The organism is Labrys wisconsinensis (genome assembly GCF_030814995.1).
In the GTDB taxonomy this organism is placed as follows: Bacteria; Pseudomonadota; Alphaproteobacteria; order Rhizobiales; family Labraceae; genus Labrys; species Labrys wisconsinensis.
The window spans coordinates 25,578-39,557 of the sequence record NZ_JAUSVX010000033.1; the positions used below are offsets into that span (position 1 = coordinate 25,578).

The 13,980-nt window shown below is 70.3% G+C and carries 12 protein-coding genes and 1 pseudogene; 3 read left to right on the forward strand and 10 right to left on the reverse strand.

Going from position 1 to position 13,980, the window contains the following annotated elements:
• The first annotated feature begins 88 nt into the window (after positions 1-88).
• From QO011_RS41535 to QO011_RS41545, 3 genes are all read left to right on the forward strand, one after another.
• Positions 89-487 carry a cupin domain-containing protein gene (locus tag QO011_RS41535; RefSeq protein WP_307286363.1) on the forward strand — a complete coding sequence of 133 codons (399 nt, stop codon included), beginning with the start codon at positions 89-91 and terminating at the stop codon, positions 485-487.
• Between the two features lie 240 nt (positions 488-727).
• A complete protein-coding gene (locus QO011_RS41540; RefSeq protein ID WP_307286366.1) occupies positions 728-2,227 on the forward strand; it encodes an aldehyde dehydrogenase family protein in 1,500 nt (499 codons plus the stop codon).
• A 96-nt stretch (positions 2,228-2,323) separates the two neighbouring features.
• Positions 2,324-3,151 carry an IolE/MocC family protein gene (locus tag QO011_RS41545; protein WP_307286368.1) on the forward strand — a complete coding sequence of 276 codons (828 nt, stop codon included), beginning with the start codon at positions 2,324-2,326 and terminating at the stop codon, positions 3,149-3,151.
• A gap of 20 nt (positions 3,152-3,171) precedes the next feature.
• Here the strand turns inward: QO011_RS41545 and QO011_RS41550 are convergent, their stop codons facing one another.
• The 10 genes and pseudogenes from QO011_RS41550 to QO011_RS41590 all read right to left on the reverse strand — a co-directional run bounded on the left by QO011_RS41550 (position 3,172) and on the right by QO011_RS41590 (position 13,772).
• A complete protein-coding gene (locus QO011_RS41550; RefSeq protein WP_307286370.1) occupies positions 3,172-4,602 on the reverse strand; it encodes an amidase in 1,431 nt (476 codons plus the stop codon).
• 9 nt (positions 4,603-4,611) lie between these two features.
• A complete protein-coding gene (locus tag QO011_RS41555) occupies positions 4,612-4,815 on the reverse strand; it encodes a hypothetical protein (RefSeq protein ID WP_307286373.1) in 204 nt (67 codons plus the stop codon).
• Positions 4,812-5,897: an ABC transporter permease gene (locus tag QO011_RS41560; RefSeq protein WP_307286376.1), complete on the reverse strand. Its 1,086-nt coding sequence runs from the start codon at positions 5,895-5,897 to the stop codon at positions 4,812-4,814. Before QO011_RS41560 ends, QO011_RS41555 begins: the two co-directional genes overlap by 4 nt.
• Positions 5,897-7,441: a sugar ABC transporter ATP-binding protein gene (locus QO011_RS41565; protein ID WP_307286379.1), complete on the reverse strand. Its 1,545-nt coding sequence runs from the start codon at positions 7,439-7,441 to the stop codon at positions 5,897-5,899. The genes QO011_RS41560 and QO011_RS41565 overlap by 1 nt, the downstream gene beginning before the upstream one ends.
• 3 nt (positions 7,442-7,444) lie before the next feature.
• Positions 7,445-8,488 carry a sugar ABC transporter substrate-binding protein gene (locus tag QO011_RS41570; protein ID WP_307286381.1) on the reverse strand — a complete coding sequence of 348 codons (1,044 nt, stop codon included), beginning with the start codon at positions 8,486-8,488 and terminating at the stop codon, positions 7,445-7,447.
• A gap of 219 nt (positions 8,489-8,707) precedes the next feature.
• Positions 8,708-9,985 carry an ABC transporter permease gene (locus QO011_RS41575; RefSeq protein WP_307286385.1) on the reverse strand — a complete coding sequence of 426 codons (1,278 nt, stop codon included), beginning with the start codon at positions 9,983-9,985 and terminating at the stop codon, positions 8,708-8,710.
• Complete coding sequence (locus tag QO011_RS41580) at positions 9,982-11,160, reverse strand: ABC transporter permease (protein WP_307286388.1); 1,179 nt, start codon at positions 11,158-11,160, stop codon at positions 9,982-9,984. Before QO011_RS41580 ends, QO011_RS41575 begins: the two co-directional genes overlap by 4 nt.
• A complete protein-coding gene (locus QO011_RS42640; protein WP_442358314.1) occupies positions 11,157-11,960 on the reverse strand; it encodes an ATP-binding cassette domain-containing protein in 804 nt (267 codons plus the stop codon). Before QO011_RS42640 ends, QO011_RS41580 begins: the two co-directional genes overlap by 4 nt.
• A 210-nt stretch (positions 11,961-12,170) precedes the next feature.
• Positions 12,171-12,623, reverse strand: a pseudogene (locus QO011_RS42645) (ATP-binding cassette domain-containing protein); the annotation flags it as partial.
• A 123-nt stretch (positions 12,624-12,746) separates the two neighbouring features.
• Positions 12,747-13,772 carry a BMP family ABC transporter substrate-binding protein gene (locus QO011_RS41590; protein ID WP_307286395.1) on the reverse strand — a complete coding sequence of 342 codons (1,026 nt, stop codon included), beginning with the start codon at positions 13,770-13,772 and terminating at the stop codon, positions 12,747-12,749.
• Positions 13,773-13,980 lie beyond the last annotated feature (208 nt).

Here is a 13,980-nt window from a genome sequence, read left to right on the forward strand (position 1 = left end):
CCCCACTTCACTCCGGCCATGACTCGACGCCCCCTGGGCGTTCGCGAGCAGGGCACGTGCGCCCTCGCACCAGCGAAGAGGACAGTCGATGCCCGACACCAACCTGAAGCCTGCAACCAACGTCTTCACGGCCGATGCCGTGGCGTCCCGGAAGGGGCCGTCCGAGATCTATTCCGGCGACGTGACGATCAACACGCTGGCGATTGCCGAGAAGCCGGGACTGCTGGTCGTCAACCGGGTCCTGTTCGCGCCGAATTCCCGCACGGTCTGGCACACCCATCCCAATGGCCAGGTGCTGCACTGCATCCTCGGTGTCGGCGAGTTCCAGCGCGAGGGCGAGGAGATCGTCATGCTGATGCCGGGCGACACCGTGCTGATCCAGCCCAACGAACGCCATTGGCATGGCGCCGCGGCCAACCAGGCCTTCGTCCACCTCGCCATCAACGCCGACAACGACCCGGTCTGGCACGAGCCGGTGGTCCGCTAGTGTTGTGCTTCCGACGCTTTGCTCCCGACCATTGTGTCGGAAGCACAACACAAAGCCTTGAACCAACCCGGAACACGAGAGCGTCGGGGGCGCGCAAGCCCCTGCCGCGCCGCCCGTCCGGCGGCCGTCCGCATCGAAGTCCAAGCAAGGCTCATGGGCCAGGGCGGGCGCTCCGGCCCACGGCACCCTGCCGCGTGCCCGCCCCCGGGGCCGGCCGCGGCGCAACATCTGGGAGGCACCATGAAGATCGACGTGACCAGGCCCGAGCTCGGGGCGGCGGCAGCCGCCTTCCTCGCCCGGCCGCACAAGCTCCTGATCGACGGCCAATGGGCCGAGGCGCGCAACGGCGCGACGATCGATGTCGAGGATCCGGCGACGGAGGAGATCATCGCCACCATCCAGGGCGGTGACGAGGCCGACATCGACCGCGCCGTCGCCGCGGCCCGCCGCGCCTTCGAATCCGGCCCCTGGCCGCGGACCAGCGCCGCCGATCGTTCGCGGCTGCTCTGGCGCCTCGCCGACCTTCTGGAGCGGCACGCCGAGGAGCTGGCGGAACTCGAGGCGCTCGACGTCGGCAAGCCGCTGAGCAAGGCCAGGACCGACGACATCCCCGACGCGATCAGCGTCTTCCGCTATTTCTCGGGCGCGCCGACGCGCCTCACCGGCGAGACGATCCCGGTGTCGAGCGCCGGCGACTTCCACGCCTATACGCTGCGCGAGCCGGTCGGCGTGGTCGGGCAGATCATTCCCTGGAACTATCCGCTGATCATGGCCTCCTGGAAGGTCGCCCCAGCCCTCGCGGCGGGCTGCACCATCGTGCTCAAGCCGGCGGAGCAGACGTCCCTCACGGCGCTGCGCCTGGGCGAGCTCGCGCTGGAAGCCGGCGTGCCACCCGGCGTGTTCAACGTGGTCACCGGCCTCGGCGAACGCGCCGGCGCGGCGCTCGCCGCGCACCCGGACGTCGACAAGATCGCCTTCACCGGCTCGACCGCCATCGGCAAGCGCATCGTCCAGGCCGCCATCGGCAACCTGAAACGGGTCTCGCTGGAGCTCGGCGGCAAGTCGCCGGCCATCATCTTCCCCGATGCCGACCTCGACCACGCCATTGCGGGCGCGGCCGACGCCATCTTCTACAACCAGGGCCAGACCTGCACCGCCGGCTCGCGCCTCTTCGCGCACAAGTCGATCTACGACCGGGTGATCGACGGCGTCGCCGGCGCTGCCGGCAGGCTCACGCTCGGCCACGGCCTCGACCCGCGCGTCACCCTCGGCCCGCTGGTGTCGCGCAGGCAGCACCAGCGCGTCGCCGGCTATCTCGAATCCGGTCGCAGCGAGGGCGCTGAGGTCGTCACCGGCGGCCGGGCCGTGGGCCATCGCGGCTATTTCATCGAGCCGACGGTGCTCGCCCGCACCGACCGCACCATGACGGTGGTGCGGGAGGAGATCTTCGGACCCGTGGTCTGCGTCCAGTCCTATGACGACGAGGATCTCGACGCCATCGCCCGCTTCGCCAACGACACGATCTACGGCCTGCGCGCCAGCGTCTGGACCCGGGACCTGCGGGTGGCCCACCTGATGGCCCGCAAGATGAAGGCCGGCGGCATCGGCATCAACTGCCACAACTATGCCGAGCCCTCATGGCCCTTCGGCGGCTTCAAGCAGTCCGGCTGGGGCCGCGAGCTCGGCAAGGATGCGCTCGAGCTCTACACCGAGACCAAGTCGGTCGCCGCCCGGCTCTGAGCCCCTGCCCTGCCGGAGCCGGCCGAGGCCGGCTCCGGTCCCGCGGCGGCGGCGCAGCGCGCCGCACCCCGTCCGATCCCGACAATGGAACGCCCCATGCAGAAGCTGCTCGTGCTCCAGTCCCTCTGGTCGATGGAGGACCTGCAACCCGGCCGCGAGCGCAGCCTGGAGGAGAATGTCCGCCTGATCGCCGAGGCCGGCTTCGACGGCATCGGCGCCGCCTGGACCGAGCCGGACGCCGCCGCCCGGGTCGCCGCGCTCGCCCGCGGCCACGGCCTCGTCGTCGAGGGCGTCGCCTTTCCGCGGGACGTCGACGGCCTGAAGCCCGTGCTCGAGCTCGGCGCGGCGCACGGCCTGCATCATCTCAACATCCAGCCGGACGTCCGCCCGCGGTCGCAGCGCGAGGCGGTCGCCATCCTCGAAGGCTGGCAGCGCCTGGCCGAGCAGGTGGCCTACCCCGTCAACATCGAGACCCACCGCAACAAGCTCACCAACGACCTGCTGGTCCTGCTCGATCTCCTGGATTCTCTGCCGGCCCTGCGGCTCACGGCCGACCTGTCGCACCTGGTGGTGGCGCGCGAGGTGCCGCTGCCCGTGCCCGCCGAGATCGAGGCGCAGATCCGGGCGGTGCTCGACCGCTCCTTCGCCCTGCACGGCCGCGTCTCCACTGCCAGCCAGGTGCAGGTGCCGTTCGGCTTCGCCCAGCATGCGCCCTGGCTGGCGCAATACCGGGACTGGTGGCGCTGGGGCATGCAGAGCTGGCGCGCCCGCGCCGGCACGGACGCGGCGCTGCCCTTCCTGTGCGAGCTCGGTCCGCGCCCCTATGCCCTGAGCGGGGCCGATGGCGGCGAGCTCTCGGACCGATGGGCGGAATCGCGGCAGCTGGCGGCGATCGCCCGCGCTCTCTGGGCGGACCCGGCCTGAGCCGGGGCCGACCGTCGCCGCTATGCCGCAGCCCCCGGCTTGCGGCGATGAAAGCCGGTCACGGCCTGCAGCTGATGGCCGAGGCGAAGGGCGCGGCCCTCCTGCAGCTCGGGCGTCAGGATCTGCAGGCCGATCGGCATGTCCTCGTGATCGAAGCCGATCGGCACGTTCAGGCCCGGCACGCCCGTGGCGCTGGCGAGCGACGTGAACTGCATGTTGGTGGTCAGCACATCGCGGTCGTGGCCGTCGATCTCGACGAAGCCCTGGCCGATGCGCGGCGCGGTATAGGGCAGGGTCGGCGTGAGGATGGCGTCGACCTCGAGGAAGGCCTCGGCGAACCGCTGGCGCAGATGCGCCCGGTATCGCTGCGCCTGGACATAGTCCACTGCGCTGAAGGCGAAGCCCGCCTCGAGCTGGGCGCGCACGTCGGCGCCGTAGTCCCCGCCCCTGTCGCGAAGCCAGCGGGCGTGGATGGCGCTCGGCTCGGCCGCATCGATGACCACCACCGCATCGACCACCGCGTCGAGATCGGGGATGCGGATCGGCAGGACCGTGGCCCCGAGCGAAGCATAGGTCGCGAGCGCGGCCTTGAAGGCCTCCCGCACGGCCGGCTGGACATTGGAGACGGAGTAGTCGTCGATCCAGCCGACGCGCAGGCCCGCCAGCGGCCGATACAACTCGGCCAGATAGTCGGGAACCCGGGCCGTGGAGGTCTGCAGGTCCCTCACGTCGTTGCCGGCGATGATCCGCAGGACGAGGGCGCAGTCCTCGGCCGACTTGGCCAGCGGACCCGAGGTGTCCAGCGTCCAGGCGAGCGGGTGGACGCCCGCATTGCTGACGCGGCCGATCGACGGGCGGATGCCGCTGACGCCGCTGACCGACGCGGGAATGCGGATCGAACCGCCGGTATCGGTGCCGATCGAGGCGAACACGCTGCGTGTCGCCACTGCAATGCCCGATCCGCCGCTCGAGCCCGACGGGGTCCGCCGCTCGCCCCAGGCGTTGACCGCGGTGCCGTAGTGCGGGTTGATCGTCGTCCCGCCCCAGGCGAATTCGTGCATGTTGTTCTTGCCGACGATGATCGCTCCCGCCCGCTTCAAGGCCGCCGTCAGGCTGGCATCGGCCGGGGCGACGTTGTCGCGCAGGATGGCGCTGCCGGCGGTGGTGCGCTCGCCCGCCATGTCGATATTGTCCTTGAGCGCGATCGGGATGCCCTGGAGGGGTCCGAGGTCGTAGCCGGCGTCGAGCAGCGCCTGCTGGGCCCGGGCCACCTCGAGCGCCCGTTCCGCGAAGACCGCGACATAGGCGTTGAGCGGCGCGGTCGCCGCGATCCGGTCGAGGGAGGCGGAGACGAGCTCGGGAACCGAGACGAGGCGCTGGCGCAGGGCATGGGCGGCCTCGAGGATGCTGCCGTCCAGCACGTCGCCGGGAGTGGTTTTCGAAGGAGCCATGGCCGCCTCTCAGTGTCCGGTCCGCTCGGGCCTGTGCGTGTACGCCGTGACCGGTCCGACCGAGGGATCGACCAGGGTTTCGACGGCGGCACGCAGCCGCTCGGCGGTGCCGAGCCAGCTCACCGCCAGGCCCAGCGTCGCTTCGTCCGCGACCTCCTCCCTCCGGATGCCGTGTCCCCGGATCTGGTCCTCGACGCGACGACGATCGTTCATTGGCTCCGTCCTTCCCGGCTCCGGCCGGCAGTGCGCAGGCCTCTGACGAGGCCGAAACCCTTCTGCAGCGATCCGGCGAGCGTCCCCAGCATCATCGACATCAGGATGACGGCGCCATAGATCGCCGTCACCCAGAACGAGGGGACTTCCGCCAGAAGGAGGATGTTCTGGATGACGCCCAGCAGCAGCACGCCGGTCGCGGCTCCGACGATCCGGCCGCGGCCGCCGTTGAGGTCGATCCCACCGATCACCGAGGCGGCGAACACCGTGAAGATGATGTTGCTGCCCTGGCTCGCGGTCACGGACGCGATGCGCGAGGTCAGCATCAGGCCGGCCAGCGCGGCCAGCAGGCCCGCGACGACAAACAGGCCGAAGATGACGCGGTCGACCTTGACGCCCGCGGCCCGCGCCGCCTCGACATTGCCGCCGATGGCGTAGATCTCGCGGCCGACGACATGGAAGCGCATGAACAGGGCCGCCCCCACGACGACGGCGGCCGCGATCCACACCTCCAGCGGCACGCCGGCCAGAGCGGTGTTGCCGATGAAATTGTAGCTGTCGGGCAGGCTGGTGATGGTCCTGCCGCTCGAGATGCCGAGGGTCAGGCCCTGAAGCAGGATCAGCATGGCGAGCGTGACGATGAAGGCGTTGAGCTTGAGCCTGGCCACCAGGAAGCCGTTGAACAGCCCGACGCCGCCACCCACCGCGAACAGCACGAGGAGGCCGCAGAAGGCATTGAGCTCCAGCCCCGACCCGCCGGCATCGGCCGGCACGACGAGATAGGCCGAGACCATCGGCGCCAGCGACACGATCGACTGGAGCGACAGGTCGAACTTGCCGGCGATGATCAGGAGCGACTCGGCGACGACCAGGATGGCCAGCACGGCCGAGGCGGCGAGCACGTTGATCAGGATGTTGTCCCACGTGAGGAAGGCCGGATTGAGCTGGCTGCCGGCCGCCAGCATCAGCAGGATGACCGGCAGCAGCACCAGCTCGCGCAGCGAGGACAGGCCGAGCGTGCGTCCGGACGCTTCGGCGGCGGGCGCGGCGACGGCCGCGGTCGATTTCAGCGGTTGGTTCATCACTGCGCGCCTTGCATGGCTGAAACGAGATCGCGTTCGGTCCAGGACGAGGAGAGCTCGGCCGCGAGCCGGCCCTTGTTGACGACGAGGATGCGCGAGCACAGGGCGAAGTCGTCCGCGTCCTCGGAGATGACCAGGATGCTGGCGCCGCGCCTGAGGATGGCCGCCATCGACTGGGTGATCGATGCCTTGGCAGCGATGTCGATGCCGGCGGTCGGGTTCTGCAGCACCAGCACGTCCGGGTCGCTGGCAATGCCGCGTGCCATGACGCATTTCTGCTGGTTGCCGCCGCTGAGCTCGCCGATCGGCTGGTCCGGCGAGCTGGCGACGATCTGCCATTGCCGCGCGAGCCGCCGGTAGACCGCGTCGCGATCGCGCTTGAGGAGGATGCCGAGCAGGCCCGGGATCAATGGCCGGGCCAGCCTGCGGGTCGCCGTCATCGTGGCGTTCTCGCTGACGGAGAGCAGCTTGACCATGCCCTGGATGTTGCGGTTCTGCGGAACGTAGCCGACGCCGGCGCGGATGGCGGAGCGCACGTCGCCGAGCCTGTAGCGGCGGCCGGAGACCTCGACCGAGCCGGACGACGGCGCGAGAAGCCCGGCGATCACCGCGCCGATCGCCCCCTTGCCCGAGCCTTCGAGGCCGGCGATGCCGACGCATTCGCCCCGGCCGACGTCGAAGGCGACGTCCTCCAGGACGCCCGGCACCGACAGGCCGCGCACGGACAGGCCGGGCGACGTCCCGGGGCCGCCGTCGGCCCGCTCCGCGCCGGCGCAGGCGCCCCTCGCCTCGCCCGGAGGCGCATGCTCTCCCACCATGGCATGGATCAGCGCCTGCTTCGGCAGGTCGCCGAGCGGCGCCGTCACGATGTGGCGGGCGTCGCGCAGGACGGTGGCGGAGGCGCAGACCCGGTAGACCTCGTCCAGGTGATGCGAGACGAAGACCAGCGTCACGCCACGCTCCTTCAGCCGGTCGATGAAGCCGAACAGGCGTTCGGCGTCGCGGCGGTCGAGCCCGGCCGTCGGCTCGTCGAGGAGGAGGACTCGCGGGTTGCGGGACAGGGCCCGGCAGATCTCCACCACCTTGGTCTGGACGGGATCGAGGCTCTCCACCGGCCGCGCGGCGATGGAGGACAATTCCCAGGGTGCGAGGCGCTCCTCGGCTTCGGCAGCGACCCGGCGCCAGGCGATGGCGCCGAACCGCCTGGGATAGTGCCCCATCATGATGTTCTCGGCGACCGTCAGCGCCGGCACCAGCCGTGAATGCTGATAGACGCAGGCGACGCCGGTCGCGGCCGTCGCAGGCACGCCCATCACCCGCACCTCGCCCTCGTCCGGCGTCTGAAGGCCGGTGAGCAGCGAGATGAGCGTCGACTTGCCGGCGCCGTTGCGGCCCAGCAGCGCGCGGACCTCGCCCTCGGCGATGGTCATGGAGACGTTGACCAGGGCACGGGTCGGTCCAAAGGACTTGGAGACGGCCCGCACCTCGACGATGTCGGCTCCCGGCTGCGCCGCCGGGAGCTCACGGGTCACGATCGCGGTCATGCCCTAGTTCGTCACCTTCTGGTTGCCCCACAGGCCGGGATCGCCGGCATTGGCCTTGGTCACCGTCTCGGGGTTGAGAACGTCGGCCAGATTGCCGCTGGCGTCCACGACGATCTGCGAATCGTGGTCCGTCCTGCCGGGCGCGAAGGTCTTTCCCTCCATCGCTTCCTTCAGGTATTGCAGGCCGTAGCGTGCATAGCCCACCATTGGCTGGGAGATCACCGCGTCGACGGTGCCGGCGCGCACCTGCTCCAGCGCAAAGGGCGAGCCGTCGATGCCCACCACGGCGATATGGCCTTCCTCTCCCACCGGCTTGAGCTTGCCGAGCCGCTTCAGGACGCTGAGGACGCCGGGCAGATAGGCCGAGTCGCTGGCGAGGTAGATCGCGTTGACGTCGGGATCGGTGCTGAGCACGGTCTGGGCTGCATTGGTCGCCGTCTCCTGGACCCACTCGCCGGGCTTCGACACCACCTTGATGCCGGGATATTTGTCCTTCATGCAGGCCTGGAAGCCGGTCGAGCGGTCGAGGCCGACCTGGCTGTTCAGCCGGCCCTGGATCTCCAGCACCCGGCCCTTGCCCTTCAGCGCCTCGCCGAGATAGGCGCAGGAGCGCTCGCCGAGCGTCACCGAGGAGGTGGTGACCGTGATCGCCACCTTGCCGCCGCCCTTGCTCGGCCCGGTGTCGACGGCGACGACCGGCACGCCCTTGGCCTGTGCCCGGTCGAGCGCCACCTTGACCGCCTTGCCGTCGACCGCGACGACCAGGATGCCCTTGACGCCCGCGCCGAGCAGCGTGGTGAAGTCGGTGATCTGCTGGGCCGGGTCGCTCTTGCTGTCGACGGTGGGCAGCATGTTGAAATGGCCCTTCTTCGCCCAGTCCTGGATGAGCTGGCTGAAGATCACCGTGTAGGGATTGGAAAGCTCGGTCGAGGAAAAGGCGATCTTGGGTGCATCCTGCGCCACGGCGCTCGCGCCGGAGCCGGCGGCCAGGGCCGCCGCGGCGAGCGTCGCCAGAAGCGCGCGGCGCGGGGTCGATGATGATGTCATGGTGTTCTCCTCTGTGGTTTTCTTGCCTGTGCGGCGGCATCGGGATGCCGGCCGCGCCGTCGGCTGCCCGGGAGCCGTTGCCGACCGCGGACATACCGAGCGTTCCTTGTCGGAGCCAGATAATGGCATATAAAAACGTTTTTGAGAAACGTTTTTATTGAATGTTGGCCTATATGCCAAGGCCATCCCCGGAGCTCCAGTCGGCGGCCGCCGCGTGCATCATTGCCTGCGATAGGACTTGCCGATGGCGGCGGGCGGCCGGGCCCTCCCGACCAGGCCCGCGACCAGGACGATGGTGGCGAGATAGGGCGCCATGGCCAGGAACTCCGAGGGGATGGGCGTCTTCAGGATCGCGAGCTTCTGCTGCAGGGAATCGGCACAGCCGAAGATCAGGGCCGCGAACAGCACGCCGAGCGGCCGCCAGCGCCCGAAGATCATGGCGGCAAGGCCGATGAAGCCGAGGCCGCCGGTCATGCCGCTGTCGAAGCGCCCCACCGATCCGAGCGTGAACCACGCCCCGCCGAAGCCGGCGACCATGCCGGCGAGCGCGACGTTCAGATATTGCGTGCGATGGACGTCGATGCCGAGCGTGTCCGCGGCCCGGGGGTGCTCGCCGACCGAGCGGGCCCGCAGGCCGTGGCGCGTCCGGAAGAGATAGTAGCTCGAGGCGGCGACGATCAGCAGCGTGCCGTGGACGAAGAGGGTCTGCTGGACCAGCACCGGGCCGATGACCGGCAGATCGCCGAGCAGCGGCACGTCGATGGCGCGGAACACCGGCGCATTGTTGAGGGCGCGGTGCTGCGAGAACACCTGGCTGGAGACGTAGGACGTCGCCCCGAGCACGAAGATGTTGACGACCACGCCGGCGATGATCTGGTCGACCCGGCAGGCCACGACCAGGGCGGCGAGGACGAGGCCGAGCGCGGCGCCGGCGGCGATGGCGGCGACCAGGCCGAGGGGGCCGCCGAGCAGCGAGCCGACCAGGGCGCCCGCGAAGGCGCCGGCGAGGAGCATGCCCTCGACGGCGATGTTCATCACCGCGACGCGTTCCGACAGCAGGCCGGCGATGCCGGCGAGCGCGATCGGCACGGCATGCACCACGCTCGCCTGCAGGAGCCCGGTCAGGGAGAAGGACTTGCCCGCCGTCGCCCAGACCATGAAGGCGGCGACCACGAGAGCCATGCTCGCGCCGAGGACGAGGCTGCGCCTCCTGCGAAAGCCGTGCAGCATCTGCCAGGCGCCGAGGACCGCCAGGACGATCGCCACGCCGTAGCAGACGAGATCGGCGGGGACGGCGAGGTCCGGCAGCCCGAGCGGATCGTTCGGGCGCGACAGCCGGAAGACGGACGGACCCTGGCCGGCGCTGCCGAGACCGAAGACCGCGGCGGTGAGCAGTCCGCTGGCGAGCAGACCCGGCCCGAGCAGCGACGGGAGAGGCCCGGCCACGGCAGCCGGCCTGGTCGCGACGTCGCCGGCGGGCGACACGGGAAGCCTCATGGAACCGCTCCGTTCCTGTCGATCGGGTGACGCGCGGCCGCCACCGGCGGCCTCGGGCGGGCTGGGAAAGCCCATCCAAGGGCGGTGCGCACGATCACCGGCGCGGCGATGAAGGCGACGATCAGCGCCTGGATGATGGCGACGAGGTCGACGCTGACGCCGGCGCTCACCTGCATCTGCCGGCCGCCGGCTTCCAGGGCGCCGAAGAGCAGGCCCGCGAGGAGGACGCCGACGGGGTGGCTGCGCCCGAGCAGCGCCACCGCGATGGCGGTGAAGCCGAGATTGGAGGAGAAGGCCGGCGTCGCCCGGCCGAGGACGCCGAGGATCTGGTTCGCGCCGGCAAGCCCGGCCAGCGCTCCCGCCAGGGTCATGGCCGCGACGATCGCGGCGCCGGTGCGGATGCCGGCATAGTGCGCGGCGGACGGGCTGGCGCCGGCGGCCCGGAACTCGAAGCCGAGCTTGGTCCGGAACAGCAGCCAGGACATCAGGACGACCATGGCGAGCGCCAGGAGCACGCCGGCATGGACGCGCAGATTGGGGTCGAGCCAGGCGAGCAGCCGCGGCAGCTCCGCGCTCGGCGCGATGGACTGCGACACCGGGTCGGAGCGGCCCGGGCTCCGGAACAGGCCGCTGCGCAGGAGATAGTCGACCAGGCGCAGCGCGACGAAGTTGAGCATGATGGTCGAGATGACCTCGTGCGCGCCGGTGGCGGCGCGCAGCCAGCCGGCGACTCCGCCCCACAGGCCGCCCGCCGCCATGGCCGCCGCCAGGGCCAGGGGCAGATGGATCCAGGCCGGCAGGCCGGCGGCGGCGAAGCCGACCAGGACCGCGGCCATGCCGCCGACCAGCATCTGGCCTTCCGCGCCGATGTTGAACAGGCCGGCGCGGAAGCCGAGGGCGATGCCGAGGCCGGCGAGGGTCAGCGGCGCCGCGGCGGTCAGCGTCTCGGAGAGGGCGCCGACTGACCCGACCGACCCGGCCGCCAGGGCGGCCAGAGCCCGGCCCGTCGTCGGCAGGTCGACGCCGGTCGCGAGCATGCCGATCGCGCCCAGCGCCAGTGCAGCCAGGATGGCGACGAGCGGCACGAGCACGAGGCTCTCCACCTCGTCGCGCGACGGGGCGGCACGCCGGCCGCGCGCATCCGCAGGCTCCTGTCTCCGGTCGATCGTGCTCATGCGCCCGCTCCCGCCATGGCCAGGCCGATATTGCCGATATCGGCGGCCCCGTCCTGGAACTCGCCGGCGACGCGCCCGCGGAACATCACCAGGATCCGGTCTGCGAGGCCCAGGATCTCGTCCAGCTCGGTCGAGACGACGATCAGGCCGCGTCCCCGGCTGCGCGCCTCCATGAACCGCTCGTGGATATATTCGATCGAGCCGACATCGACGCCGCGCGTCGGCTGCGAGGCCACGATCAGGGCGACGTCCCGCGACAATTCCCGCCCGATCACCAGCTTCTGCTGATTGCCCCCCGACAATTGCCCGATGGGGTTGAGGGGGGATCTGGCGCGGACGTCGTAGTCCCGGATGAGACGGGCGGTCGAGCGATAGACCTCTCCCCAGCGCAGGCGGATGCCGGAGGCGTGGCGCGGCTCGTAATAGGTGTTCAGCGCCACGTTCTCGCCGAGGTCGAAGGTTCCGATGATACCGGAGCGCAGCCGGTCCTCCGGCACATGGGCGATGCCGAGCCTGTGGCAGTCACGGGCCGAGGCATGCGTGATATCCCTGCCCTGCAGCCTGATTCGCCCCGAGACGGCGCGCCGCATTCCGGTCAGCGCCTCGACCAGCTCGCTCTGGCCGTTGCCATGGATGCCGGCGATGCCGACGCATTCGCCGGCATGGACGCTGAACGTCACGCCGCCGACGGCCCTTTCGCCGCGCTCGTCGGCGACCTGCAGGTCCTCGACCTCCAGGATCGGCGCGCCCCGCTCCAGCGGCGGCCTGTCGACGGCGAAACGGACCGGCCGGCCGACCATGAGCCGGGCGAGCTCGGCGGCGGTCGCGGTCTTCGGGTCGCAGGTGCCGACCACCCGGCCGGCCCGCAGCACGCTGATCCGGTCCGCCACCGCCAGCACTTCCTGCAGCTTGTGGGTGATGAAGACGATTGCCTTGCCCGCGTCCCTGAGCTCGCGCACGATGGCGAAGAATTCCGTCACCTCCTGCGGCGTCAGCACGGCGGTCGGCTCGTCGAACACGATCGCCTCGGCCGCGCGGAAGAGCACCTTGAGGATCTCGACCCGCTGCTGCAGGCCGACCGGCATGCCCTCGATCGTCGCGTCGGGATCGACATCGAGGCCGTACCGGGCGCTGATCGAGCGCACCTGGCGGCGGGCGGCGTCGAGGTCGAGCCGGTCCAGGGCCGCCGTCGGCTCGACGCCGAGGACGACGTTCTCCGCCACCGTGAAGACCGGCACCAGCATGAAATGCTGGTGCACCATGCCGATGCCGGCCCGGATGGCGTCGCCGGCGCCGGCGAACTGCACCGCCTTGCCGTCGAGGAGGATGCTGCCTTCGTCCGGGCGGTAGAGGCCGCTCAGCACGTTCATCAGCGTGCTCTTGCCGGCGCCGTTCTCGCCGAGCAGAGCCAGCACTTCGCCGGGCCGGATCGTCAGGTCGACGTCGGAGACGGCGGCGACCGCTCCGAAACGCTTGGTGATGCCGCGCAGCTCGATTTGCATGTCCGCTTCCACATCGTCCTGTCCCCGCCGCGCCCAGCCGGGCATGGCGGGGGGCGGCGTCCGGGGTCGGAGATCGCCGCCGGTTCAGCGGACCGACACCGCGCCGCTGACGATGTCGGCCTGGAGGGCCGCGAGCTCGGCCTTCAGCGCGGCCGGAACCGCATCGTCGAAGGCGTGGAACGGGGCGAGCCCGACCCCGCCGTTCTCGAGGGTGCCGAGCACCTTGCCGCCGGAGAAGGAGCCGTCGAGGCTCGCCTTGACCGCGTCGAAGACGGTCACGTCCATGCGCTTCATCACCGAGGTGAGATAGACATGGCCCTTCTCGGGATTCGTCAGGGCATTGTCGGCGTCGACACCGATGATCTTCAGCTTGTCGCCGCCGAGCTCGTCGGCAAGCGCCGCCGACCCGAGGCCCACCGCGCCCGCCACGGGCATGACGATGTCCGCCCCTTCGTCATAGAGGTTCTGCGCGAAGGAGCGCCCGTCGTCGAGCGACTTGAAATTGTTGGTGAACAGCCCTTCCCTCGTCCCGACGTCCCAGCCCAGCACCCTGACCTTCGCTCCCTTCCTGGCGTTGTAATAGGCCGCGCCGCGCGCGAAGCCGTCCATGAACAGCACAATGGGCGGAATGTTCATGCCGCCGAAGGTGCCGATGACCCCCGACTTGCTCATCCCCGCCGCGAGATAGCCGGCCAGGAAGGCCGCCTGGTCCGCGGCGAAGACCTCGCCGAGGACATTCGGGATGACGGGGTCGTAGGAGAAGTCGACGATCGAGAACTTCGCGGCCGGATTGGCGGCGGCGATCTTGGCGGTGGCCTCGCCCAGCTTGAAGCCGACGGTGACGATCAGGTCGCATTTCTGCTGGACGAGGGCGTTGATGTTCGGCTCGTAATCCGTCTCCGATACCGATTCGAGGTAGCGGCCGGCGATGCCGAGCTTGTCCCGGGCGTCCCGGATCCCCTTCCACGACGTCTCGTTGAAGCCGCGATCGTTGATGCCCGCGGTGTCGGTGACCTGGCAGGCCGTGAAGGCGTGGGCGGGCGCCGCCGCGCCGGCGGCAACGAGGCACGCGGCAAGGGCGATCGTGGCGGTCTGATGGGCGAGCTTCATGGCTGGGGTTTCCCGTGCTGGATCGTTGCTGACGCGGGTGCGCCGGCACTGCGCCCCGCCGACCGTTCTTCGGCCTTCGCGCCGCGGCCGGCAGCGATGCCATCGCTCGCGTCGGTCGCCTTCGGGCGCACCTGGATAATTCTGTTATTAAAAACGTTTCTGAAAACGTTTTTATATGCGTATCGAACTAAAATCCCGATGTCAAGCG

Bases quoted from the DNA above. Each gene is read 5' to 3' on its own strand.
- QO011_RS41565 (WP_307286379.1), bottom strand. From the start codon at position 7,441: ATGACCGCGATCGTGACCCGTGAGCTCCCGGCGGCGCAGCCGGGAGCC.
- QO011_RS41570 (WP_307286381.1), bottom strand. From the start codon at position 8,488: ATGACATCATCATCGACCCCGCGCCGCGCGCTTCTGGCGACGCTCGCC.
- QO011_RS41555 (WP_307286373.1), bottom strand. From the start codon at position 4,815: ATGAACGATCGTCGTCGCGTCGAGGACCAGATCCGGGGACACGGCATC.
- QO011_RS41560 (WP_307286376.1), bottom strand. From the start codon at position 5,897: ATGAACCAACCGCTGAAATCGACCGCGGCCGTCGCCGCGCCCGCCGCC.
- QO011_RS42640 (WP_442358314.1), bottom strand. From the start codon at position 11,960: ATGGTCGGCCGGCCGGTCCGTTTCGCCGTCGACAGGCCGCCGCTGGAG.
- QO011_RS41550 (WP_307286370.1), bottom strand. From the start codon at position 4,602: ATGGCTCCTTCGAAAACCACTCCCGGCGACGTGCTGGACGGCAGCATC.
- QO011_RS41535 (WP_307286363.1), top strand. From the start codon at position 89: ATGCCCGACACCAACCTGAAGCCTGCAACCAACGTCTTCACGGCCGAT.
- QO011_RS41540 (WP_307286366.1), top strand. From the start codon at position 728: ATGAAGATCGACGTGACCAGGCCCGAGCTCGGGGCGGCGGCAGCCGCC.
- QO011_RS41545 (WP_307286368.1), top strand. From the start codon at position 2,324: ATGCAGAAGCTGCTCGTGCTCCAGTCCCTCTGGTCGATGGAGGACCTG.
- QO011_RS41580 (WP_307286388.1), bottom strand. From the start codon at position 11,160: ATGAGCACGATCGACCGGAGACAGGAGCCTGCGGATGCGCGCGGCCGG.
- QO011_RS41590 (WP_307286395.1), bottom strand. From the start codon at position 13,772: ATGAAGCTCGCCCATCAGACCGCCACGATCGCCCTTGCCGCGTGCCTC.
- QO011_RS41575 (WP_307286385.1), bottom strand. From the start codon at position 9,985: ATGAGGCTTCCCGTGTCGCCCGCCGGCGACGTCGCGACCAGGCCGGCT.